General features: G+C 43.0%; 22 protein-coding genes. 11 read left to right on the top strand and 11 right to left on the bottom strand.

Annotated features, from left to right (window positions below; translation table 11 throughout):
• The 3 genes from MK385_RS03940 to nrdI all read left to right on the top strand — a co-directional run bounded on the left by MK385_RS03940 (position 1) and on the right by nrdI (position 2427).
• Entirely contained in the window at positions 1–1287 is a 1287-nt protein-coding gene (locus MK385_RS03940) for a response regulator transcription factor (RefSeq protein ID WP_268725343.1), read from the top strand.
• 59 nt (positions 1288–1346) lie between these two features.
• Positions 1347–1880 carry an ABC transporter permease gene (locus MK385_RS03935; RefSeq protein WP_042767646.1) on the top strand — a complete coding sequence of 178 codons (534 nt, stop codon included), beginning with the start codon at positions 1347–1349 and terminating at the stop codon, positions 1878–1880.
• A gap of 76 nt (positions 1881–1956) precedes the next feature.
• Positions 1957–2427, top strand: a complete 471-nt coding sequence (gene nrdI, locus MK385_RS03930) for a class Ib ribonucleoside-diphosphate reductase assembly flavoprotein NrdI (RefSeq protein WP_000724234.1) — start codon at positions 1957–1959, stop codon at positions 2425–2427.
• Between the two features lie 81 nt (positions 2428–2508).
• On the opposite strand, the gene MK385_RS03925 is transcribed toward nrdI, so the two are convergent.
• The 3 genes from MK385_RS03925 to argS form a co-directional block, all read right to left on the bottom strand.
• Positions 2509–3771 (bottom strand): NRAMP family divalent metal transporter, encoded by a 1263-nt coding sequence (locus tag MK385_RS03925; protein ID WP_049478945.1) that lies wholly within the window; start codon positions 3769–3771, stop codon positions 2509–2511.
• Between the two features lie 198 nt (positions 3772–3969).
• Positions 3970–4215, bottom strand: a complete 246-nt coding sequence (locus tag MK385_RS03920) for a hypothetical protein (RefSeq protein WP_000084865.1) — start codon at positions 4213–4215, stop codon at positions 3970–3972.
• Between the two features lie 327 nt (positions 4216–4542).
• Positions 4543–6234, bottom strand: coding sequence for an arginine--tRNA ligase (gene argS, locus MK385_RS03915; protein WP_268725342.1), 1692 nt, complete (start codon positions 6232–6234; stop codon positions 4543–4545).
• A gap of 154 nt (positions 6235–6388) precedes the next feature.
• On the opposite strand from argS, the gene argR reads away from it, so the two are divergent.
• Together argR and mutS are read left to right on the top strand one after the other, a co-directional pair.
• Entirely contained in the window at positions 6389–6835 is a 447-nt protein-coding gene (gene argR / locus MK385_RS03910; protein WP_001231483.1) for an arginine repressor, read from the top strand.
• Positions 6836–6885: 50 nt separating this feature from the next.
• Complete coding sequence (gene mutS / locus MK385_RS03905) at positions 6886–9420, top strand: DNA mismatch repair protein MutS (protein WP_268725341.1); 2535 nt, start codon at positions 6886–6888, stop codon at positions 9418–9420.
• A 41-nt stretch (positions 9421–9461) separates the two neighbouring features.
• On the opposite strand, the gene MK385_RS03900 is transcribed toward mutS, so the two are convergent.
• Together MK385_RS03900 and MK385_RS03895 are read right to left on the bottom strand one after the other, a co-directional pair.
• Positions 9462–9920: a DUF3021 domain-containing protein gene (locus MK385_RS03900; protein ID WP_268725340.1), complete on the bottom strand. Its 459-nt coding sequence runs from the start codon at positions 9918–9920 to the stop codon at positions 9462–9464.
• Positions 9917–10357, bottom strand: a complete 441-nt coding sequence (locus MK385_RS03895) for a LytTR family DNA-binding domain-containing protein (RefSeq protein WP_268725339.1) — start codon at positions 10355–10357, stop codon at positions 9917–9919. Before MK385_RS03895 ends, MK385_RS03900 begins: the two co-directional genes overlap by 4 nt.
• 208 nt (positions 10358–10565) lie before the next feature.
• Between MK385_RS03895 and mutL the strand changes: the two genes are divergently transcribed.
• Positions 10566–12515, top strand: a complete 1950-nt coding sequence (gene mutL / locus MK385_RS03890; RefSeq protein ID WP_268725338.1) for a DNA mismatch repair endonuclease MutL — start codon at positions 10566–10568, stop codon at positions 12513–12515.
• Positions 12516–12664: 149 nt separating this feature from the next.
• Here the strand turns inward: mutL and MK385_RS03885 are convergent, their stop codons facing one another.
• Positions 12665–13162: a helix-turn-helix domain-containing protein gene (locus tag MK385_RS03885; protein WP_268725337.1), complete on the bottom strand. Its 498-nt coding sequence runs from the start codon at positions 13160–13162 to the stop codon at positions 12665–12667.
• A 159-nt stretch (positions 13163–13321) separates the two neighbouring features.
• Between MK385_RS03885 and ruvA the strand changes: the two genes are divergently transcribed.
• Genes ruvA through MK385_RS03870 form a run of 3 tightly spaced genes read left to right on the top strand, consistent with a single transcriptional unit; the run spans position 13322 to position 15160 of the window.
• Positions 13322–13915 (top strand): Holliday junction branch migration protein RuvA, encoded by a 594-nt coding sequence (gene ruvA, locus MK385_RS03880; protein WP_042767653.1) that lies wholly within the window; start codon positions 13322–13324, stop codon positions 13913–13915.
• Positions 13916–13924: 9 nt separating this feature from the next.
• Positions 13925–14485, top strand: coding sequence for a DNA-3-methyladenine glycosylase I (locus MK385_RS03875; RefSeq protein ID WP_042767655.1), 561 nt, complete (start codon positions 13925–13927; stop codon positions 14483–14485).
• The gene (locus MK385_RS03870) at positions 14486–15160 is read left to right on the top strand and encodes a CPBP family intramembrane glutamic endopeptidase (RefSeq protein WP_000987418.1); all 675 of its coding nucleotides are present in this window, start codon (positions 14486–14488) and stop codon (positions 15158–15160) included. It abuts the gene before it with no gap.
• Positions 15161–15231: 71 nt separating this feature from the next.
• Here MK385_RS03870 and MK385_RS03865 read toward each other — a convergent pair whose 3' ends face one another.
• The 5 genes from MK385_RS03865 to MK385_RS03845 all read right to left on the bottom strand — a co-directional run bounded on the left by MK385_RS03865 (position 15232) and on the right by MK385_RS03845 (position 18799).
• Positions 15232–15495, bottom strand: a complete 264-nt coding sequence (locus tag MK385_RS03865) for a SemiSWEET family transporter (RefSeq protein ID WP_000166112.1) — start codon at positions 15493–15495, stop codon at positions 15232–15234.
• Positions 15496–15600: 105 nt separating this feature from the next.
• Positions 15601–16635, bottom strand: coding sequence for a S66 family peptidase (locus MK385_RS03860; RefSeq protein WP_268725336.1), 1035 nt, complete (start codon positions 16633–16635; stop codon positions 15601–15603).
• A gap of 167 nt (positions 16636–16802) precedes the next feature.
• Entirely contained in the window at positions 16803–17150 is a 348-nt protein-coding gene (locus tag MK385_RS03855; RefSeq protein ID WP_007520826.1) for a TfoX/Sxy family protein, read from the bottom strand.
• Between the two features lie 15 nt (positions 17151–17165).
• Complete coding sequence (locus tag MK385_RS03850) at positions 17166–17843, bottom strand: DUF1129 domain-containing protein (RefSeq protein ID WP_000077993.1); 678 nt, start codon at positions 17841–17843, stop codon at positions 17166–17168.
• A gap of 11 nt (positions 17844–17854) precedes the next feature.
• On the bottom strand, positions 17855–18799 hold the full coding sequence (locus tag MK385_RS03845; RefSeq protein ID WP_000815620.1) for a magnesium transporter CorA family protein: 945 nt from the start codon (positions 18797–18799) through the stop codon (positions 17855–17857).
• A 136-nt stretch (positions 18800–18935) separates the two neighbouring features.
• Between MK385_RS03845 and uvrA the strand changes: the two genes are divergently transcribed.
• Positions 18936–21767: an excinuclease ABC subunit UvrA gene (gene uvrA, locus MK385_RS03840; RefSeq protein ID WP_268725335.1), complete on the top strand. Its 2832-nt coding sequence runs from the start codon at positions 18936–18938 to the stop codon at positions 21765–21767.
• The gene (locus MK385_RS03835) at positions 21760–22821 is read left to right on the top strand and encodes a M24 family metallopeptidase (protein WP_268725334.1); all 1062 of its coding nucleotides are present in this window, start codon (positions 21760–21762) and stop codon (positions 22819–22821) included. The genes uvrA and MK385_RS03835 overlap by 8 nt, the downstream gene beginning before the upstream one ends.
• Positions 22822–22857 lie beyond the last annotated feature (36 nt).

The following is a 22857-nucleotide window of genomic DNA, read 5'->3' as shown; positions in this document are numbered from 1 at the left end:
ATGTATAAAGTTTTATTAGTAGACGATGAGTACATGGTGACAGAGGGGCTCAAGCGATTAATCCCCTTTGAAAAATGGGATATGCAAGTCGTCGCAACAGCTAATCACGCAGATGATGCTTTGGACTACGTCAAGGGAAATCCAGTAGATGTGGTCATTTCCGATGTCAACATGCCAGATAAGACCGGACTTGAGATGATTAGGGAAATGAAAGAGCTACTTCCAGATACCTATTATATCTTGCTGTCTGGTTATCAGGAGTTTGAGTACGTTAAAAAAGCCATGAACCTTAGTGTCGTGGATTATCTGGTCAAGCCAGTAGACAAGGTGGAGTTGGGCAATTTATTAGAAAAGATTGCGCAGCAGCTTCAGGAAAAGGTGGAACAAAGTCAGACCCTCAGTCAAGAATTGGATGAGACAGGATTTACGAACTACCTGTCAGGTAAAGACAGCTGGTGGATTGGTCTATCCAAGGAAAAGCGGGGCTCTTTTACCATTCCTTACTATGTTTTGGGACAAGATTGGCAGATTTTCATCTCTGATCAGCCACTAGATGGCATCGTTGTGACACCATTTGAAGCACCCTACCAGCAGTCCTTTGAGAATTGGAAGATCAACGCTGAAAAAGCCCTTTTCTACGGTTCAGTCAATCTAGAAAAATCCGAGAGTTTGTTTGCTTATTATGAGCCGATTTATCGGGTGATTATCCAAGGGAATATCAATCAAATCATCGAAGAATTAACCTTGCTAGAGAAGGTCGTCTTGGAGAATACCCCGCGCGTGGCTATCACGAAGCAGCTCTTCACCCAGTTTGTCATGGATGTCTTTCATTTGTTTGAACACCTAAAAGCAGATGATATGACCGAGATTGTAAAAGCTATTCATGCCATTAACACCTTTGAAGAATTGGTTGCCTATATCAAAGAAACCTTGACCAAGTTCTTTGGCCAGTACCGCATGAATGAAAATGTGGTGAGCGTTCTGGAAGTGATTGGGCGTGATTATCAGAAAGAGCTCTCACTTAAGGATATTAGCAAGGATCTCTTTATCAATCCTGTCTATCTCGGTCAGCTGATCAAGAGGGAAACCAACTCAACCTTTGCGGAATTGCTCAATAAACAGCGAATTAAGGCAGCACAGCAACTCTTACTTTCGACCAGTGATAGCATCGAAGATATTTGCTATGCAGTTGGCTATAGTAATGTTGGATATTTCTATAAGGTTTTCCGTAAATTGTGCGGAAAATCACCGAAAGCTTATCGGAAACAAGTTGAAACCAGCTTGTAAAAGTTGTATTCCTGTACAAAAAATGCTATAATGTCCAAAAGGTTTTATAGGAGGATAATATGAAAAAGAAACCAATTTATCTCTGGATTTTGTTAGTCCTATCAGCACTCATTTCTGCTTCGTCATTATTTGGCATCTTGGGCCCAGTCCCTAGCAAGGAAGTTCTTCGTGCGAGCCTATCTAATAGTGGGTCCCTTACTGCTCAGCAAATAGAAGACACGGTTAACTATACCTACCAAGTAACAGCGGCATCGCACTCAATTTTTAATGTAGTTTTGATTGTTTTATCTGCTATTTTAGTTGTGGTAGCCTTTGTGTTCTTAGTTCGTAAAAACGTCCAATTTGCAAACTATGCTTATCTTGGCTATCTTTTGCTAGCGATTGTTGGTTTGGTCTATTCTTTTGTGAACATTCAAGATGCAATTCAATTGATCAAAGATGATACCCTAGGCTTAGGAATAGGCGCATTAGCAAAAGGAACTGTTATTTTGTTCATGATTATCAATGTCCTCTTTTTAGCCTTAGTCTTTTACAAGATGTGGCGCCAGCAAAAAGATTTGGCTGAGGAAGCCGAAGCAGAGGAAGTTGCCTAAGTATTGACAAAAGAGAACTATCAAGTTACAATCTTGGTAGTTCTTTTAATATCCAAAAATAAAAATCGAGGTCAATATGAAAAAAATATCCTTAGTTTATATCAGTTTGAGCGGGAATACAGAGAGTTTTGTAACCCGACTCAAGGACTATCTCTTGTCCCAGCACGAAGGGATTGAGGTCCAAAAGATCCATATCAAGGATTTGGTCAAGGAAGGGAAAGATTTCTTTGAGATGGATCACCCCTATGTCGCCTTTTTACCAACCTATCTAGAAGGTGGAAATGGTGTCGATAACGGCGATGTTGAGATCCTAACGACTCCAGTGGGTGATTTTATCGCCTATGGAGACAATGCCAGTAAGTGTTTTGGGGTGGTGGGATCTGGTAATCGCAATTTTAACAATCAATACTGTCTGACAGCCAAGCAGTATAGCCAGCGCTTTGGCTTCCCGGTCCTAGCAGACTTTGAAATGCGTGGGATGCTGGGAGATATTAAAAAGGTCGCAGCGATCATTGCAGATTTGTATGAGTTAGAAACAGAAAAATAAAGTAGTACTGAAGGGCAGTTGAGATTTTCAACTGCTTTTCGCGTATACAAAAAGCACCCCGTAAGGGTGCCATTTTATAAACTATCCTGCTTTTCCGATGGCAAGTGCATAGATAAAGAAAATAGCAAAGCCAAAGAGGAAAATCAATCCTGCGATAGCGAGGAGTTTTAGCCAAGAAGGAAGATTTTTATTCTCACGTGTCACCAATACATAGTTCAAAAGAGCGAAGAATGGTGTTGTCAGGAAAGAACCGATCATGGCAAAGCGAAGCATGGTAGAAACTTGACCAGCAAAGAATTTAATAATTACGATACCAATGATAGCGGTAATGGTCATCCAGATGTTCAAAGATTTGCGAGAATCCTCTTTTTGACGAATCAAGAGTCGCAGCGATTCCTGATTGACTCGAGAGTAACCATCGATAACAGTAATAACTGTTCCAAAGATACAAAGAAAGGCGATAAAGGTGATCAAATAACGGGACCATTCTCCAAGAACAGAGGCATACATACCAACAAATTGAGAAATGTACTTAGCTGAAGCGGCTTCAACTGCCTGTCCTGTAGGATACTGAATAAGTGCTCCTAGTGCCACGAAGAATACGGCTAGGATAGCAGTTCCAATGTAACCAACGTTAAAGTCAAAAAGTGCGTCCGCTGTATTAAAGTTGACGGTCTTTTTCTTTTCAGCAGACCAGAGTGAATTGATGGCCGAGATTTCAATAGGGGCAGGCATCCATCCTAAGAGGGAAACGATAAAAGGGAGGGCCGCCATTTGCCAGGGTGTCTTTTCGACAAAATCAGAGCTGTATTCTGGATGCTTAATTGCCGCAATAATAACTGCAAGAACAGTTGCAATGGTCAAAGCGGACATGATCCATTTTGTCATACCATCCAATAGTTTGTAGCCACCAAAGAGTAGCATGGCCCAAATGACTGCAACAAGGATAAGGGACCATTGAGTGATGCTGAGACCGATCATTGGGAAGGCGCTAGCGATGATGGCAGAGCAAAGGATAGCGACTCCAGCTGTGTTGACCATGGCAGAGAAGACATTGAGGACAAAGAAAATCCAGAGATAGAGTTTCCCTTTTTCGGCGTAGCCTTCGACCAAGGTTTTACCAGTGTCAGCAGTATATTCGGCACCAAAACGGAAAAATGGATATTTAAAGACATGGGCCAAGATAACCAAGAGGAGTAGAGACCAACCATAAGAACCACCAGCTTGAGTAGAGGATACAATGTGAGAGCCTCCAACGGCGGCAGAAGCCATTAGGATTCCTGGTCCCATTGCCTTAAGTTTGCTTGCCCAGGTTGACTGGTTTGATAACGTAACTTGTGACATAATAAACGCTCCTATTTTTGAATTTTCAGAATAATCTGAATAGATAGCTACTATTCTACAAAAAAACTTAAAAGAAATGCAAGGCCAGTTTGAAAAAATATAGAAAATTACAGAAAACTTTACATGCGTTAATGAAATTTCTCCAAGGAAAATATGGTAAGCCTAAAAAATCCGAGAAGAAAGCTTCTCGGATTTTGATTATTTCAATTGATCTGTGACGTCTTTTGAGAGCAACATTCCCAGATGGTAAGTTTTATTGATATGTGCAATGACATCATTGATATTTTCAGTCGTGTGAATTTTCTCTTTGATGTCAGACCTAAATGTCTCGTCCTTCAAGAGTTGCTCTTGGTAGAGTCTTTGAAGTCTTTCCTTCTCGTACTTATTGAGCAGAAAAAGGAAAACCAAGCTAAGTACAACGAGAATATAAGCATATTGGCTCATAAGGAATCTCCCAGTGTGATAAATAGTAAAAGTGAATAAATTGTTTCATTGAAATGCTACAATGCCGAACAAAATATAAATGCTATTTGCCTCAATCTTTCAGATTGCTTTCAAGTAATTTAAAGATTAGAACCTAAACCCAACTAAATCGCTGTTATTTGGTTTGACAAGTTAGTGAAGCGCCAAGTCAAATCACCATAGTTACGACGTCATGGGCTCTAAATCGATTATATTTAGGGGCCATGACTAGTGAAGCAGTTAGCTAGTCCGCATATAGCGGCTAGCGTCTAATAATTAGGAACTTTAGTTCCAATTGTTAGTACTGAATCACATCTTCTCTGGCGCTTCTACCCCGAGCAAACGAAGAGCTTCTTTGAGGACGACTGCGGTTGCGTAGCTGAGGGCCAGACGACTGTCGCGCTCAGGACTTTCATCTAGGATACGTGTATGTGCATAATATTTGTTAAATGCTTGAGCCAGACTAATCGCAAATTTCGCAATGATAGAAGGTTCAAAATTATCTGCTGCACGATTGATAATACGTGGGAAGTCTTGGAGTAGTTTAATGATTTCCCAGCTTTCAGCATCATTCAGGCTGTAGTTGCCAGCTGTATCTGGTTTGAAATCGGCTTTGCGCAAGATAGATTGGATACGAGCGTAGGCGTATTGAACGTAAGGTCCAGTTTCTCCTTCAAAGGATACCATAGCTTCAAGGTCGAAGTCGTATCCATTTGTACGGTCGGTCTTAAGATCATAGAACTTGATAGCCCCAACTCCAACAGCGTGGGCAACCTGGTCTTTATTTTCTAACTCAGGATTTTTCGCTTCGATTTGGGTCTTGGCACGACTAACAGCCTCTGCAATAGTAGGCTCTAGCAAGATGACATTTCCTTTACGAGTAGAGAGTTTTTTTCCTTCTTTTGTTACCAATCCAAACGGAACATGGATAATGTCTTGGCTCCAATCATAGCCCATCTCTTGTAGTACTGCCTTGAGTTGTTTGAAGTGGGCAGATTGCTCTTGACCAACAACATAGATGGATTTGGCAAATTGGTATTCGTTTTTACGGTAAAGCGCTGCAGCCAAGTCACGCGTGATATAGAGAGTTGCACCATCAGATTTTTTGATAAGGGCTGGATGTTCAATTCCATATTTCTCAAGATTGACAACTTGGGCTCCTTCTGACTCAACAAGAAGTCCTTTTTCGGCAAGAATGTCTACAACAGCATCCATCTTATCATTGTAAAAGGCTTCCCCGTTGTAGCTGTCAAATTCGACTTGCAATTCATTGTATAAGCGGTTGAATTCCACCAAACTTTCATCACGGAACCATTGCCAGAGAGCGAGGGCTTCCTCATCTCCATTTTCCAGTTTACGGAACCATTCGCGTGCTTCTTCATCCAAGCTAGGGTCTTTTTCAGCTTCAGCATTGATGCGAACGTAGAGTTTAAGAAGTTCATCGATTGGATGCGCTTTAACGGCTTCTTCGTTTCCCCATTTCTTGTAGGCAACAATCAACATTCCAAACTGTTTGCCCCAGTCTCCTAGGTGGTTGACCTTGACCGTTTGATAACCGATTTTTTGGAAAATATGTGATAAGCTATCTCCGATAACGGTTGAGCGCAAGTGCCCAATAGAAAATGGTTTAGCGATATTGGGACTAGACATGTCGATAACGATATTTTCTTGCTTACCAATGGTTTGGTCGGCATAGTGCTCTTTTTCAGTGATAACATCCTGCAATACCTGAGCCGAAATAGCACTTTTATCAAGGAAAAAGTTGACGTAAGGTCCAGTAGCGACAACCTTTTCAAAGGCTTGACTATTGATTTTTTCAGCAATATCTGCTGCAATCATTTGCGGAGCTTTACGCTCGACCTTTGCTAGAGAAAAGGCAGGGAAGGCGATGTCTCCCATTTCTGAGTTTTTAGGTGTTTCCAGTAAATTTAAAATAGCCTCTTGGTCCAGGCTATCAACGACGCTAGCCAACTCGCTAGCAATCAATTCTTTTGTATTCATAAGGGCTCCTTTTGGGCTTTTTTACTATTTTAACACAATTTACTACATTTTTTGAGAAAGAAAAGAATTTTTTTGAATTATCTAGTTTTTTTGGTATAATATAGTTATAAAATAAATGTAAAAGTTGTTATAAATATTCACTTAAGAGGATAATATGAGAAAAAGAGAACGGCATCAATTGATTAAAAAGATGATCACCGAAGAAAAACTTGGGACACAAAAAGAGATTCAAGATCGTTTAGAAGCTCGTAATGTTTATGTGACACAAACGACTTTGTCACGTGATTTGCGTGAAATCGGCTTGACCAAGGTTAAGAAAAATGATATGGTGTATTATGTACTAGCAAATGAGACAGATAAGATTGATTTAGTTGAGTTTTTGTCTCATCATTTAGAAGGAGTTGCAAGAGCAGAGTTCACCTTGGTACTTCATACTAAACTTGGGGAAGCTGCAGTCTTAGCAAACATTGTAGATGCAAACAAGGATGAATGGATTTTAGGAACGGTTGCTGGTGCTAATACCTTATTGGTTATTTGTCGAGACCAGCACGTTGCCAAGCTGATGGAAGATCGTTTGCTAGATTTGATGAAAGATAAATAGGGTCTTGGGGGTTGCTCTCAAGACTTATTTTTAGCAAGGAGAGACGGAAAATGGCAACAGAAAAGCTATCACCCGGCATGCAACAGTATGTGGATATTAAAAAACAATACCCAGATGCTTTTTTGCTTTTTCGAATGGGTGATTTTTACGAGTTGTTCTATGAAGATGCAATTAATGCAGCACAGATTTTAGAAATTTCCTTAACAAGTCGGAATAAAAATGCAGAAAATCCGATACCCATGGCGGGTGTCCCCTATCATTCTGCTCAGCAGTATATCGATGTTCTGATTGAGCAGGGCTATAAGGTAGCCATAGCCGAGCAGATGGAAGATCCCAAACAAGCGGTTGGTGTTGTCAAGCGAGAGGTGGTCCAGGTCATCACACCTGGAACGGTCGTTGATAGCAGTAAGCCGGATAGTCAGAATAATTTCTTGGTTGCCTTAGATCGTGATGGCAATCAATTTGGCTTAGCTTATATGGATCTAGTGACAGGTGATTTTTATGTAACAGGTTTATTGGATTTCACGCTAGTTTGTGGTGAAATCCGTAACCTCAAGGCTCGAGAAGTGGTGCTGGGTTATGACTTGTCTGAGGAAGAAGAACAAATTCTCAGCCGTCAGATGAATCTTGTGCTTTCTTATGAGAAGGAAGGCTTTGAGGATATTCATTTACTGGATCCACGACTGGCAGCTGTGGAGCAAGCGGCAGCTAGTAAGCTCCTCCAGTATGTTCACCGGACCCAGATGCGGGAATTGAACCACCTCAAACCAGTTATCCGCTATGAAATCAAAGATTTCTTACAGATGGACTATGCGACCAAGGCTAGTCTGGATTTGGTTGAGAATGCCCGTTCAGGTAAGAAGCAAGGCAGTCTTTTCTGGCTTTTGGATGAAACCAAAACAGCTATGGGGATGCGACTCTTGCGTTCTTGGATCCATCGTCCTTTGATTGATAAGGAGCGAATCGTCCAACGTCAAGACGTGGTGCAGGTCTTTCTTGACCACTTCTTTGAGCGTAGCGATTTGACAGACAGTCTCAAGGGTGTTTATGACATCGAACGTTTGGCTAGTCGGGTTTCTTTTGGCAAAACCAATCCCAAGGATCTCTTGCAGTTGGCGACCACCTTATCCAGTGTACCACGGATTCGTGCGATTTTAGAAGGCATGGAGCAGCCTGCTCTAGGCTATCTTATCGCACAGTTGGATGCCATTCCTGAGTTGGAGAGCTTGATTAGCGCAGCTATTGCTCCTGAAGCTCCTCACGTGATTACGGAAGGTGGCATTATCCGAACTGGCTTTGATGAAACCTTGGATAAATACCGCCGAGTGCTCAGAGAAGGGACCAGCTGGATTGCAGAGATTGAGGCTAAGGAGCGAGAAAACTCTGGCATCAGTACGCTCAAGATCGACTACAATAAAAAAGATGGTTACTATTTCCATGTGACCAATTCGCAACTGGGGAATGTACCTGCCCACTTTTTCCGCAAGGCGACGTTGAAAAACTCGGAACGCTTTGGTACCGAGGAATTAGCTCGTATCGAGGGAGATATGCTGGAGGCGCGTGAGAAGTCAGCCAACCTAGAGTACGAAATCTTTATGCGTATCCGTGAGGAAGTCGGCAAGTACATCCAGCGTTTACAGGCTTTAGCCCAAGGAATTGCGACGGTTGATGTCTTGCAGAGTTTAGCGGTTGTGGCTGAAACCCAGCATTTGATTCGACCTGAGTTTGGAGAGGATTCCCAAATCGCTATCCAGAAAGGACGCCATGCGGTCGTCGAAAAGGTTATGGGAGCGCAGACCTACATTCCAAACAGTATCCAGATGTCAGAAGATACCAGCATTCAATTGATTACAGGGCCCAACATGAGCGGGAAGTCTACCTACATGCGCCAACTAGCCATGACGGCGGTTATGGCCCAGATGGGCTCTTACGTGCCAGCAGAAAGTGCCTATTTGCCGATTTTCGATGCTATCTTTACCCGCATTGGAGCAGCGGATGATTTGGTTTCAGGTCAATCAACCTTCATGGTAGAGATGATGGAGGCCAACAATGCCATTTCGCATGCGACCAAGGACTCACTCATTCTCTTCGATGAATTGGGACGAGGAACTGCGACTTATGATGGGATGGCTCTTGCTCAGTCCATCATCGAATACATCCATGAGCATATCGGAGCCAAGACCCTCTTTGCGACCCACTACCATGAGTTGACTAGTCTGGAGTCCAATTTGGAACATTTGGTCAATGTCCACGTGGCAACCTTAGAGCAGGATGGGCAGGTTACCTTCCTTCACAAGATTGAACCAGGACCAGCTGACAAATCCTACGGTATCCATGTTGCTAAGATCGCTGGTTTACCAGCCGACCTTTTAGCAAGAGCGGACAAGATTTTAACACAACTGGAGAGTCAGGGACAAGAAAGCCCAGCTCCGATGAGGCAAACTAGCGCCGTCACGGAACAGATTTCTCTCTTTGATACGCCAGCAGAACATCCTATCTTAGCAGAATTGGCTAAACTGGATGTGTACAACATGACACCTATGCAGGCTATGAATGTCTTAGTTGAGTTCAAACAAAAATTATAAAAAGAATCCCACTCATGCATTTGTGAGTGGGTTTTTCTCTATTACTTTTTATGGGCCAAAAGTTGATTGATGTGGTTCACTTTTTTAGCTTCTCTTTTATAGAGGATAGCCCAGATGATGAGGTAGACAATCGCAAACTCTGGAATGAGCTGGAGATAGAAGGTCCAGTGGAAGGGGAACCAACCAGCCAGAGTTGCTAGTGGAACAAAGCCAGCCAGCATGAGGAAGAAATGGGAAAGTGTGGCACGGAGCAAGCTCCAGTCACGGCTGAATAAGCGACTGCCAAAGCTAAAGAGAACGCCGATAGCTGACCAGATGATCATACAGTAGAGCAAGACCAGAGCACCGTGAACTTGATGTTGCACCATCACTTGGCCGATGAGAGACTCGGGGCTCAGTGGGGCATAGGTATTTGGTGCATAAATGAGTGAAAAGAGGATAGAGAGGATGAGGCCGATGAGTACACCAGCGGCTGCATCGTGAAAGATTTGTTTTTTCATAGTTCTAATTTCTCCTTGATGGTTTTTAGGTAACGGCGTGAAGAGTAGGTGAAGCTTTCGTTTTTTAAGAAAATTTCAACCAGGCCGTTGGGGGTTAGTTTGAGATGAGAGATAGCGTCAATATTAACGATTTCTGATTGGGAAATTTGGATAAAAGTGGTCGGCAGCATTTCAAGAACCTGATAGAGTCGTAAATCAATGCTGTAGGTCTGAGATGCAGTTTCTGCTAGAACCTTTCGATTTTCTATATAGAAGCGCTGAATCTTGCCAATTTCAACTAGATAGACCTGATCTTCAATCTTTCCTTTGATTGTTTCTTTTTGGTCAAGATTTTCTGCGAACTCGATGACTTTCTGGACTTTTTCGGTTGATTTAGGTGCTTGGACAATCAGCTTTTCTTCCTTGTACGTCTCCTTAATCTGTAGTTCTACTTTCATAAATTTCCCTCCTTTTCAGTTATACAAAATTGTGATCACTTCTTGTACACCTTTATTAAACACTATTTTACGACCTCTGGCAAGAGCTTTTGTCTATGTGGAGAGATTTGGAGTCTATGTGGTATTTGCTTTTTCTGATAGTATCTGAAATATGGTATAATAGCACTAATCAATTTCTAGGAAAATAGATACAGAAAGGGGCTGAAAGATGTCTCAAATTATTGAATTGCCAGAGGTGCTGGCAAACCAGATCGCAGCAGGAGAGGTTATTGAACGTCCTGCCAGTGTGGTGAAAGAGTTGGTAGAAAATGCCATTGACGCGGGCTCAAGTCAGATTATCATTGAGATTGAGGAATCAGGTCTTAAGAAGATTCAAATCACAGATAATGGCCATGGAATTTCCCACGATGAGGTGGAATTGGCCCTGCGTCGCCATGCGACCAGTAAGATAAAAAATCAAGCAGACCTCTTTCGGATTCGGACGCTCGGCTTTCGAGGTGAAGCCCTGCCCTCTATCGCTTCTGTCAGTGTCTTGACTCTTTTGACAGCGGTGGATGGTGCGAGTCATGGGACTAAGTTAGTCGCGCGTGGGGGTGAAGTTGAGGAAGTCATCCCAGCGACTAGCCCTGTGGGGACCAAGGTTTGTGTAGAGGACCTCTTTTTCAACACGCCAGCCCGTCTCAAATATATGAAGAGCCAGCAAGCGGAGTTGTCTCATATCATTGATATTGTCAACCGTCTGGGATTGGCTCATCCTGAGATTTCTTTTAGTTTAATCAGTGACGGCAAGGAAATGACACGGACAGCAGGAACTGGTCAGCTGCGCCAAGCCATCGCAGGGATTTACGGTTTGGCGAGTGCCAAGAAGATGATAGCCATTGAGAATTTGGATCTAGACTTTGAAATTACAGGTTTTGTGTCCTTGCCTGAGTTGACTCGAGCTAATCGCAACTATATCAGCCTCTTCATAAATGGGCGTTATATCAAGAACTTCTTGCTTAATCGTGCTATTCTTGACGGCTATGGTAGTAAACTTATGGTGGGCCGTTTTCCACTGGCTGTCATTCACATCCATATCGACCCTTATCTGGCTGATGTCAATGTGCATCCAACCAAACAAGAAGTGCGAATTTCCAAGGAAAGAGAGCTAATGGCACTGGTTTCAGAAGCTATTTCAAATAGTCTCAAGGAACAAGCCTTGATCCCTGATGCTTTAGAAAATCTTGCCAAGTCGACCGTACGCAATCGTCAAAAGGTAGAGCAGACCACTCTCCCACTCAAAGAAAACACACTCTACTATGAACAAACAGAAGTAACAAGACCGACTCAAGTTGAGGTTTCAGACCATCAAGTAGACCTGACAGAAGAAAGACAGGATTTGACCCTGTTTGCCAAGGAAACCTTGGACCAGCTAACCAAGCCAGCAAAACTGTATTTTGCAGAGAGAAAGCCAGCTAGCTATGACCAACTAGACCATCCAGAGCTAGACCTTGCTAGTCTCGATAAGGCTTATGATAAGCTGGAGCGAGAAGAATCGTCAAGCTTCCCAGAGTTGGAATTTTTCGGACAAATGCACGGGACCTATCTCTTTGCCCAAGGGCGAGATGGACTCTATATCATTGACCAGCATGCAGCTCAGGAGCGGGTTAAGTACGAGGAGTATCGTGAAAGCATTGGTAATGTTGATCAGAGCCAGCAACAACTCCTAGTGCCCTATATCTTTGAATTTCCTGCAGATGATGCCCTCTGTCTTAAGGAAAGAATGGCACTTTTGGAGGAAGTGGGAGTCTTTCTAGCAGAGTACGGAGAAAATCAATTTATCTTGCGCGAACATCCTATTTGGATGGCAGAAGAAGAGATTGAGTCAGGCATCTATGAAATGTGTGATATGCTGCTCTTGACCAAGGAAGTTTCTATCAAGAAATACCGAGCAGAGTTGGCTATCATGATGTCCTGCAAGCGGTCTATTAAGGCCAACCATCGTATCGATGACCATTCAGCCAGACAGCTCCTTTATCAGCTTTCTCAATGTGACAATCCCTATAACTGTCCACATGGCCGTCCTGTTTTGGTGCATTTCACTAAGTCGGATATGGAAAAGATGTTTCGACGTATACAAGAAAATCACACCAGCCTTCGAGAGTTGGGGAAATATTAAGAACACAAAAAGCCTTTGTTCCTTTTCGAACAAGGCTTTTTAGTTTTTTGAGGTGGGAACTTGAATGGACATGGTAAATTTACACGAGGTTTACACTTGCTTGACAAGATCACTTCTAAAAAAATATTACGAAAACTGAATTAGGGGATTCAAGGTTTTGTAGAGTCGTCTTTGTCTGAAGGATTCTCAAGACCAATTACCTTATCAAGATAACGTTGTTTGGTTTTGAGAGCCTTGTTGATAGCAATCGCAGAAGCGATTAAGAGAACGAAGGTTAGCCAGATCAAAGCGGTGAATTCGGCTGGAAAACTAGAACCGGCTAAAAAGAGATAGATAGCCAGAGCCAATACGAAAATATAAATCACCTGCCAGAGACCAAAGGATTTAACTTCTTTATAGTATTTGTCCTTATCTTCCTCCAAAATCACTGCCGTGGAACCTTTTTCAAAGTTTTCATCCAGTAAGAGATAGTCAGTTGTTACTTGAAAAATCTTGCTTAATTCAATGATTTTTTCGATTTCAGGAAGTACTTGTCCAGACTCCCATTTGGAGATACTTTGCCGAGAAACATTGATTTGTTCTGCTAGTTTTTCTTGGGACCAACCTTTTTCCTTTCTGAGCTCAAATAGTTTTTCTGCGAGTTTCATTATTCTATCCTCCTTTTTCTACTTCTATCCTAACAATTTTTACTTATAATGAGAATACAATCTCTTGTACTATTTGTCAACCAGAGGTTGCACCTTTTGTTGCAGTCTGTCTTGGGGAAATATGGTATACTAGATAGGCAAAATAATGGAGAAAAAAATATGTACGAATATCTAAAAGGAATCATTACCAAAATCACTGCTAAATATATTGTCCTTGAGGCAAATGGTATCGGCTATATCTTGCATGTAGCCAATCCTTATGCTTACTCAGGTCAGGTTAACCAAGAAACTCAGATTTATGTGCACCAAGTTGTCCGTGAGGATGCCCATCTGCTTTATGGTTTTCGCTCAGAAGATGAGAAAAAACTCTTTCTCAGTCTGATTTCGGTCTCAGGGATTGGTCCTGTTTCAGCTCTTGCAATCATTGCTGCCGATGACAATGCTGGCCTGGTTCAAGCCATCGAGACTAAGAACATCACCTACTTGACCAAGTTCCCTAAAATTGGTAAGAAAACAGCCCAGCAAATGGTTCTGGACTTGGAAGGCAAGGTAGTCGTGGCTAGTGATGACCTTCCTGCCAAAGTCGCTGTGCAAGCGAGTAATGAGAACCAAGAACTGGAAGAAGCTATGGAGGCCATGCTGGCACTGGGCTACAAGGCGACTGAACTTAAGAAAATCAAGAAATTCTTTGAAGGAACGACAGATACAGCAGAGAACTATATCAAGTCTGCCCTCAAGATGTTGGTCAAATAGGAGAATAAGATGCCGAAACGCTGTGGTTGGGTTAAAATGAATAACCCCTTATATGTAGCCTATCATGACGAAGAGTGGGGACATGCTCTTCATGATGACCGCGCCCTTTTTGAGTTGCTTTGTTTGGAGACATACCAGTCGGGCCTATCTTGGGAAACAGTTCTAAATAAGCGAAAAGGATTCCGAGAAGTCTTTCATTTTTATGATGCCCAGAAAATTGCTCAGATGACGGATGCGCAGTTGGAAGCCTTGTTAGACAATCCAGCCATCATCCGAAATCGTGCCAAGATTTTTGCTACGCGTGCCAATGCCCAAGCATTTTTACAAGTTCAGGAAGCATATGGCTCCTTTGATGCCTATCTCTGGTCTTTTGTTGAGGGAAAAACGATCGTGAATGATGTTCCTGACTATCACCTAGCACCTGCTAAAACAGCCTTGTCTGAAAAGTTATCTCAAGATCTCAAAAAACGAGGCTTCAAGTTCACAGGTCCCGTTGCAGTCTTGTCATTTCTACAAGCTGCAGGGTTAGTTGATGACCACGAGAATGATTGTGAGTGGAAGGGGAATTAAATGATGTCTAACAAAAATAAGGGAATTCTGATTTTTGCGATTCTCTATACAGTTCTCTTTGTATTTGATGGAGTTAAATTGCTGGCTTTCTTGATGCCATCTGCTATTGCAAATTATCTAGTTTATGTAGTACTAGCTCTATATGGCTCTTTCTTGTTTAAGGATCGATTGATCAAACAATGGAATGAGATTAGAAAGACTAAAAGGAAATTCTTCTTTTGCGTCTTAACAGGATGGCTCTTTCTCTTTCTGATGACTTTTGTCTTTGAATTTGTATCAGAGATGTTGAAGCAGTTTTTTGGGCTAGTCGGACAAGGTCTAAACCAGTCGAATATTCAAAGTACCTTTCAAGAACAACCAATACTGATAGCAGTTTTCGCCTGTATCATAGGACCTTTTGTGGAAGAACTCTTTTTCCGTCAGCTCTTGTTACATCACTTGCAGAAACGTCTGTCAAGTTGGCTAAGCATTCTTCTGGTAGGACTTGTTTTTGCTCTGACTCATATGCACAGTTTGGCTTTATCAGAGTGGGTCAGTGCAGTCGGTTATCTAGGTGGAGGCATTGCCTTTTCTATCATCTATGTGAAAGAAAAAGAGAATATTTATTATCCTCTAGTTGTTCATATGTTAGGCAATAGCCTTCCCTTGATTATTTTAGTTATCAGTAGTATGTGACGTTTTAGTAGTTATACAAGAGAAAAAGCTGAGAATCTCCTCTCAGCTTTTTGATTATATGCTAGTAACTTTTATAGTGCAGTAAGAAATGTCAGTCCACCTAAGACAACGCCAGCTGAGTTTGGAATAATTAGTATCCAATCCTTCTTAGGCTCTTTTGTCCATCCGTAAATAACCCAAATTAAACAAGATACTGCTGCGGATAAAGGCTGGAATGGTTGAGCTTTGTTGCCTTGTAAATTGGCAAAAATTTGTGGGATGTAGGCGATAAATACAATAATCCCGATAAAGGCTCCAATTGAACCGACAATTTGATTTATTTTTTGTTTAGTCATATACACCTCCTTTAAAAAGATATCATAGAAATAAGCAAAATGCAATAAATTCAGACACAAATTGTAACGAAAATCAATACCAAAGCACAAAAATGGAGAAATTGTTTATTTTTTGTTATCGTCAAAGCGAATGACTTGCTTCTGTGTATCCACATAAGCGTGAACGCCAAAGGGCACAATGGCTCTTGGAGTTGCGTGACCGACATTCAGATTATAGACAATCGGGATATTGTTATCAATGATATCCAATAGTGCTTCCTTATAGTCGTCATAGAAGGTTTCATCCATTGGCTTTCCGACCAAGAGTCCACTGATAACCCCAAATATCCCCGTGTCCTTTAAAGTCCGCAACATTTTTTTGAAATCATCAGGTTCAGGCTTTTCTTCGCTTGTTTCTAGCAAGAGAATCTTTCCTTCCCAGTCACATAAGTCAGGGAAGAGTCGGTACTCTTGGCAGAGGTCCGTGCTATCTGCGTGTAGAGAGTTGTCAAAGATATCATAGAGGGACTCAAGGCAACCACCGAGAATTTCTCCCTCAAACTGAGCATTTCCTTGCAACAAATCAAAGCCTGTATTTACATGACTGATACGAGCTGTTCCCAGAGCCTTGGGACTAAAATCAGTCCGTTCCTCATACCAAAGGTCGCTAGGGCGGATTTCTGAGATTCTTCCCGTCTCGATCAATTCTTTAAAGTAGTGGAGACTATAGGGCAACATCTCCTTGTCCAATTCACAAATGTCTGCTAGAAAGGATTGCCCATAAAAAGTCTTGATCCCTAGTTTGTGCAACATAAGGTGGTTCATGGTTGTATCCGAGAAGCCAAGAAAAATCTTTTGTTGGATAACCTTTTGGAGCTGGTCGTTTTCAAAAAGGTAGGGTAGCAAGCGATAGGTATCATCCCCACCGATGGCGCATAGGATCATGTCGATGCTATCATCAGAAAAGGCCTGCATCAAATCCTCTGCACGTGCCTCCGGATGGTCCTTGATAAAGTCTAACCCTTTTAGCGAATGGGGCAGAAAGACAGGATTGAGTCCCAAATCCTTGAGACGTTGAATACCCAAATCGACTTCGTGTTTGACAAAATCCTCTCCGATAACACCACTAGACAAACTCACGATACCAATAGTAGAAACCATATCTCATCCTCCTAGAAATTGATTGAGCCTATTTTATCATAAAAGATGGGAGAAAACTATAGGGATTGGGGGTAGAAGTTCTATTGGATATCAAGAAAGCAAGAAAAAAGCAACCGCTAGTGCAGTTGCTTATCGTTTTACTAATCTGTAATCTCACTAGATATGAGTTACTTGGTTAACTCTTGATTATAGGAGAGGGCTAAATCAATCCAGTAAGGAAGTTCTTTTTGACCTTCAATATCTAGGTCTATATAGCCATGATAAGGTCGCCCTCTCATCAATGTAGTACGAGCTCCTGTTCGGGGTAGAACTTGCTTTTCCATTTCTTTGCCAATTCTCACCATAACCAGCTCGTCCTTTCTGGAACTGACTGTAAGAACCATTTTCCCACGAATCATGAAGGCCAGGCCACCAAACAGTTTCTTTTCTTCTAGCTCTTCTTCGAAAATTTGGGGAGGAAGTTTGAGTGCTAGAATTTTTCGAATCTGCTGAGCTAAAGATTGACTATATGCCATAGCTTTTCACTTCTCTTAATAACGTGATGGGCCTGCGCTTGCGCTTCGGATATTGAAACGTTTCTTGAGATAGAAGCGAAGGGCGAGAAGGGCTGCTCCTAGGACAGCCAAAGGCAATGGAGCAAGGACTGGATTGAGGTTGGCTGGTAGGAAGCTTGTTGCAAAGAAGACAACCAACCAAAGAAGCATAGCAGCGAGGATGACGAGGATTGATTTCCAGAAAGGAGGGCGCTGGCTACGATCTGTGTCTGGTCCATAGTACTGGTAGACAAAGTAGTACATCAAGTAGAAGGCAAGTCCTCCTACAAGTCCAACCAACAAGAGGGTAATCAAGCCATAGCCAATAGCCTGATCTGTAGAGAAGAAGGTAGTCAGAGCGCTAACCAATGCAAAGAGACTGGTGATAAAAAGGGCTGAGTCCATAATCATGAGTTTTGGATCGTCATTTTCTTTTGGATGCTCTTTTTCGTATTGCTCCTTGACAGTGAAGCTATGAGCCCAGTGGGTTGGAGCCCCGTAGAGGGAACGTGCAGTCGTCCCCTTGGCTTGCTCTTCAAGGATTTTAGGAATGACTTCCTCAAAGACAGCCTTGATTTCAGCATCTGTTTTACCATCTTTGATAAATTGTTGGGTAGCGATATGGATAAACTCTTGGTTTTTCTTAGTTAATTTTTGTAAATCAATCTGAGACATAGGGATTCCTCTTAGAACCATTTTTTATGGATGAGATAGAGAGTGAGCGAAACACTCATAGCAAAGGCGATAAAGACGATTAACCAGAAGGCATGAGGTTCACCGTTTAGAGGGATTTCATTATCCTTGAAGTTCATCCCATAGGCTGAGAAGATCATGGTTGGGACAGACATGACAATGGTCACGAGAGCCAGAGTTTTCATGATGTTGTTCTGGTTGTTGGAAATGATAGAGGCAAAGGTCTCTGTCATAGAGTGAAGGACATTTCCATAGATATCTGCCATCTCGATGGCCTGTTGGGTTTCAATCAGAGTGTCTTCGAGCAGGTCTTCGTCTTCTAGGTATTTCTTGATATTGCTAGTTGCGCTGGTCAATTTCTTAATCACGCGCTCGTTCGTCTTAAGTGAGGCCTTGAAATAGACGATGGTCTTTTCCAATTCCATGAGCTCAATCAGCTCTTCGTTTCGAGTAGATTTGTGAAGTTGACTTTCGATTTGTTCACTCTTACGGTCGATCGAACGAAGGGCCGTAAGGTAAAGTTCGGCGTTGCGGTAGAGAATCTGGAAGATAAAGCGTGAACGCATGAAGGTGTAAAAGTTGCGCAGTCTACGGTTGATAAAGACATCGAGAACGGGGAGGGATTCCAAGCAGGTGGTGATAATGGTTTCCTCGGTGATGATAATCCCTAGCGGAATCGTAACGTAGTAGGTACGATTGTTTCTTTCCTCTGTGATGGGAACGTCCACGATGATCAAAGTATACTCATCTTCGATGGTAATACGGGACATTTCTTCCGCATCGAGCGGTGCTCGAAGGTCAGCGATGTCAATGTCAAAGGCATTGGCAATTTCCAGTGATTCATTTTGTGTAGGATTGACGAGGTTGATCCAAGTACCCGGTTCAAGCGTGTCGATCTCTTTAAATTCAGTTGTTGTTGAGAGAAAAACTTGTTTCATATCCCCTATCCTTTCCTACTATTCAGTGATTCATTTTTTGCACCGTACTATTATACTATAAAAACAGCTTTTTGGGTAATAGAATTTCACATTTTTTGGTATAATGGAAAGCAATAATGGACTAGAAAGAACAAAGATGCAAGATAAAATTGTGATTCATGGGGCGCGTGCCCATAACTTAAAAAATATTGATGTGGAGATTCCGCGAGACAAGCTAGTTGTTGTGACTGGTTTGTCAGGGTCTGGGAAATCCAGTCTGGCCTTTGATACCCTCTATGCGGAGGGCCAACGTCGCTATGTAGAGAGTTTGTCAGCCTACGCTCGCCAGTTCTTGGGCAATATGGAAAAACCAGATGTGGATGCCATTGATGGCCTCAGCCCAGCTATTTCCATCGACCAGAAAACCACCAGCAAAAACCCTCGTTCGACCGTGGGAACGACGACTGAAATCAATGACTATCTGCGTCTCCTCTACGCACGTGTGGGGACGCCTTACTGTATCAACGGACACGGGGCTATCAAGGCTTCTTCTGTGGAGCAAATCGTTGATAAGGTCTTAGAATTGCCAGAACGCCAACGCTTGCAGATTTTGGCCCCTGTTATCCGCAAGAAAAAAGGACAACATAAGAGCGTCATTGAAAAGATTCAGAAAGATGGCTATGTTCGTGTCCGAGTGGATGGGGAAGTCTATGATGTGACCGAAGTGCCTGAACTGTCTAAGAGCAAGCAACACAATATCGATGTTGTGGTCGACCGTATTGTCATCAAGGAGGGCATCCGTAGCCGTCTCTTTGACTCCATTGAGGCTGCCCTTCGTATCGCAGAAGGTTATGTGATTATCGACACTATGGACGATTCGGAGTTGCTCTTTTCTGAGCACTATGCCTGTCCAGTTTGTGGTTTTACTGTCCCAGAATTAGAGCCTCGACTCTTCTCCTTCAATGCTCCTTTTGGATCTTGTAGTGAGTGTGACGGTTTGGGCATCAAGCTAGAGGTGGATGTTGACTTGGTGGTTCCTGATACCAGCAAAACTTTGCGTGAGGGAGCCTTGGCACCTTGGAATCCTATCTCATCCAACTACTATCCAAACATGCTAGAGCAGGCCATGACAGCCTTTGGAGTAGATATGGATAAGCCTTTTGAAGACTTGTCAGAAGAAGATAAAAACTTGATTCTTTACGGCTCAGATGGCAAGGAATTCCATTTCCACTATGAAAATGAATTTGGTGGAGTGCGCGATATTGACATTCCTTTTGAGGGGGTTGTCAATAATATCAAGCGTCGTTACCATGAGACTAACAGTGATTACACGCGCACCCAGATGCGCCTCTACATGAATGAGCTGACCTGCGGAACTTGCCACGGCTACCGTCTCAACGATCAGGCCTTGTCTGTCCGTGTGGGTGGGGAGCAAGGGCCACATATCGGTGAAATTTCGGACCTGTCTATCGCAGACCATTTGGAATTAGTGAGCCAGCTGACCCTGTCTGAAAATGAAGCCATCATTGCCCGTCCTATCCTCAAGGAAATAAAGGATCGCTTGACCTTCCTCAATAACGTGGGACTCAACTATTTGACTCTGTCACGTTCGGCAGGAACCCTTTCAGGTGGGGAGAGTCAGCGTATTCGCTTGGCAACCCAGATTGGGTCCAACCTATCAGGTGTCCTTTATATCCTGGATGAGCCGTCGATTGGTCTTCACCAGAGGGATAATGACCGCTTGATTGCCAGTCTGAAAAAGATGCGTGACTTGGGCAATACTCTCATCGTGGTGGAACACGACGAAGATACCATGCGCGAGGCGGATTATCTGATTGACGTTGGTCCAGGTGCCGGTGTTTTTGGTGGCGAGATTGTTGCTGCAGGAACGCCCAAGCAGGTGGCCCGTAACAGTAAGTCTATTACAGGCCAGTACTTATCAGGAAAACGAGCGATTCCAGTACCAGAAGAGCGCCGTTCCGGAAATGGTCGTTTTATCGAGGTGACAGGAGCGCGTGAGAACAACTTGCAAAATATCACCGCTCGCTTCCCGCTAGGAAAATTCATCGCAGTGACGGGGGTATCAGGTTCAGGGAAATCGACCTTAATCAACAGTATCCTCAAAAAAGCCATTGCCCAGAAGCTTAACCGCAATTCAGACAAGCCTGGTAAATTCAAGACGATTACAGGGATTGAGCATGTAGACCGCTTGATTGACATTGACCAGAGCCCGATCGGACGGACGCCGAGGTCCAACCCGGCTACCTATACGGGAGTTTTTGACGATATACGTGACCTTTTTGCCCAGACAAATGAAGCTAAGATTCGAGGCTATAAGAAGGGCCGTTTCAGTTTCAACGTCAAGGGAGGTCGTTGTGAAGCCTGCTCAGGTGACGGGATTATCAAGATCGAGATGCACTTCTTGCCAGATGTTTACGTGGCTTGTGAAGTCTGCCACGGGACTCGCTATAACAGTGAAACCCTAGAAGTCCACTATAAGGAAAAGAATATCTCGCAGGTCTTGGACATGACCGTCAACGATGCGGTGGAATTCTTCCAACACATTCCCAAGATTCAACGCAAACTTCAGACCATTAAGGATGTGGGGCTGGGCTATGTAACGCTAGGGCAACCGGCTACCACCCTTTCTGGAGGAGAAGCTCAGCGTATGAAGTTGGCTAGTGAACTCCATAAACGCTCGACAGGAAAATCCTTCTATATTCTGGATGAGCCAACGACAGGGCTTCATACTGAGGATATCGCTCGCTTGCTTAAAGTTTTAGCTCGCTTTGTCGACGATGGCAATACAGTCCTCGTCATCGAGCACAATCTGGATGTTATCAAGACGGCAGACCATATCATCGATTTGGGACCTGAGGGCGGTGTCGGTGGAGGAACCATCATCGCAACAGGAACTCCAGAAGAAGTAGCGGCCAATGAAGCCAGCTACACAGGACACTATTTGAAAGGAAAGTTAGATCATGAATAAACGTGTGCAAGCATTTCTAGCTAAAATGCAAGAAAAAGAACTAGATGGTATCATCATCAACAACCTTAAAAACGTCTATTATTTGACTGGTTTTTGGGGTTCAAATGGAACCGTCTTTATCAGCCGTGACCGTCAGGTTTTGGTGACAGACTCTCGCTATATCATTGCAGCTAAGCAAGAAGTAACAGGTTTTGAAATTGTGGCTGATCGTGATGAATTGGCTGTCATTGCAGGCATCGTTAAGGATATGGGCTTGTCTCGCATCGGTTTTGAGGACGAGATTTCGGTCTCTTATTACCACCGTATGCAGGCAGCTTTTGCAGGGATCGACTTGCTTCCACAGACTCAGTTTGTAGAAGCACTTCGTATGATTAAGGATGAGGCGGAGATTGCGACTATTCGTAAGGCTTGTTCTATCTCAGACCAAGCTTTCCGTGATGCGCTTGACTTTATCAAACCAGGAAAAACTGAGATCGAAATTGCCAACTTCCTTGACTTCCGTATGCGTGAGTTGGGAGCATCTGGCTTGTCTTTTGATACCATTCTAGCCAGTGGTATCAACTCTTCTAAGCCCCATGCCCATCCAATGCACAAACCGGTTGAAGCTGGAGAAGCCATTACCATGGACTTCGGCTGTCTCTACGACCACTATGTCAGTGATATGACACGGACCATCTACCTCGGTCATGTCAGTGACGAGCAGGCAGAAATTTACAATACTGTCCTGAAAGCCAACCAAGCCTTGATTGATCAAGCTAAGGATGGCTTAGGTTTCCGCGACTTTGACAAAATCCCTCGTGATATTATCATCGAGGCAGGCTATGGCGACTACTTTACCCACGGTATTGGACACGGTATCGGACTGGATATACACGAAGAACCTTACTTTAGCCAAACTTCTAAAGAAGTCATTAAATCTGGTATGGTCTTGACTGATGAACCAGGTATTTATATTGAAGGTAAATACGGGGTTCGTATCGAGGATGATATCCTGATTACAGATAACGGTTGCGAATTGTTGACTCTAGCGCCGAAGGAATTAATTGTTATTTAAGAAAATTAAGATAAATCATTGACTTTTATATTTTAA

Source organism: Streptococcus oralis, assembly GCF_026782125.1.
In the GTDB taxonomy this organism is placed as follows: Bacteria; Bacillota; Bacilli; order Lactobacillales; family Streptococcaceae; genus Streptococcus; species Streptococcus oralis_CE.
Note: the sequence above shows the minus strand (reverse complement) of the source record. Positions and strands in the feature narration are given on the sequence as shown.

Bases quoted from the DNA above. Each gene is read 5' to 3' on its own strand.
- MK385_RS03940 (WP_268725343.1), top strand. From the start codon at position 1: ATGTATAAAGTTTTATTAGTAGACGATGAGTACATGGTGACAGAGGGG.
- MK385_RS03935 (WP_042767646.1), top strand. From the start codon at position 1,347: ATGAAAAAGAAACCAATTTATCTCTGGATTTTGTTAGTCCTATCAGCA.
- nrdI (WP_000724234.1), top strand. From the start codon at position 1,957: ATGAAAAAAATATCCTTAGTTTATATCAGTTTGAGCGGGAATACAGAG.
- MK385_RS03925 (WP_049478945.1), bottom strand. From the start codon at position 3,771: ATGTCACAAGTTACGTTATCAAACCAGTCAACCTGGGCAAGCAAACTT.
- MK385_RS03920 (WP_000084865.1), bottom strand. From the start codon at position 4,215: ATGAGCCAATATGCTTATATTCTCGTTGTACTTAGCTTGGTTTTCCTT.
- argS (WP_268725342.1), bottom strand. From the start codon at position 6,234: ATGAATACAAAAGAATTGATTGCTAGCGAGTTGGCTAGCGTCGTTGAT.
- argR (WP_001231483.1), top strand. From the start codon at position 6,389: ATGAGAAAAAGAGAACGGCATCAATTGATTAAAAAGATGATCACCGAA.
- mutS (WP_268725341.1), top strand. From the start codon at position 6,886: ATGGCAACAGAAAAGCTATCACCCGGCATGCAACAGTATGTGGATATT.
- MK385_RS03900 (WP_268725340.1), bottom strand. From the start codon at position 9,920: ATGAAAAAACAAATCTTTCACGATGCAGCCGCTGGTGTACTCATCGGC.
- MK385_RS03895 (WP_268725339.1), bottom strand. From the start codon at position 10,357: ATGAAAGTAGAACTACAGATTAAGGAGACGTACAAGGAAGAAAAGCTG.
- mutL (WP_268725338.1), top strand. From the start codon at position 10,566: ATGTCTCAAATTATTGAATTGCCAGAGGTGCTGGCAAACCAGATCGCA.
- MK385_RS03885 (WP_268725337.1), bottom strand. From the start codon at position 13,162: ATGAAACTCGCAGAAAAACTATTTGAGCTCAGAAAGGAAAAAGGTTGG.
- ruvA (WP_042767653.1), top strand. From the start codon at position 13,322: ATGTACGAATATCTAAAAGGAATCATTACCAAAATCACTGCTAAATAT.
- MK385_RS03875 (WP_042767655.1), top strand. From the start codon at position 13,925: ATGCCGAAACGCTGTGGTTGGGTTAAAATGAATAACCCCTTATATGTA.
- MK385_RS03870 (WP_000987418.1), top strand. From the start codon at position 14,486: ATGATGTCTAACAAAAATAAGGGAATTCTGATTTTTGCGATTCTCTAT.
- MK385_RS03865 (WP_000166112.1), bottom strand. From the start codon at position 15,495: ATGACTAAACAAAAAATAAATCAAATTGTCGGTTCAATTGGAGCCTTT.
- MK385_RS03860 (WP_268725336.1), bottom strand. From the start codon at position 16,635: ATGGTTTCTACTATTGGTATCGTGAGTTTGTCTAGTGGTGTTATCGGA.
- MK385_RS03855 (WP_007520826.1), bottom strand. From the start codon at position 17,150: ATGGCATATAGTCAATCTTTAGCTCAGCAGATTCGAAAAATTCTAGCA.
- MK385_RS03850 (WP_000077993.1), bottom strand. From the start codon at position 17,843: ATGTCTCAGATTGATTTACAAAAATTAACTAAGAAAAACCAAGAGTTT.
- MK385_RS03845 (WP_000815620.1), bottom strand. From the start codon at position 18,799: ATGAAACAAGTTTTTCTCTCAACAACAACTGAATTTAAAGAGATCGAC.
- uvrA (WP_268725335.1), top strand. From the start codon at position 18,936: ATGCAAGATAAAATTGTGATTCATGGGGCGCGTGCCCATAACTTAAAA.
- MK385_RS03835 (WP_268725334.1), top strand. From the start codon at position 21,760: ATGAATAAACGTGTGCAAGCATTTCTAGCTAAAATGCAAGAAAAAGAA.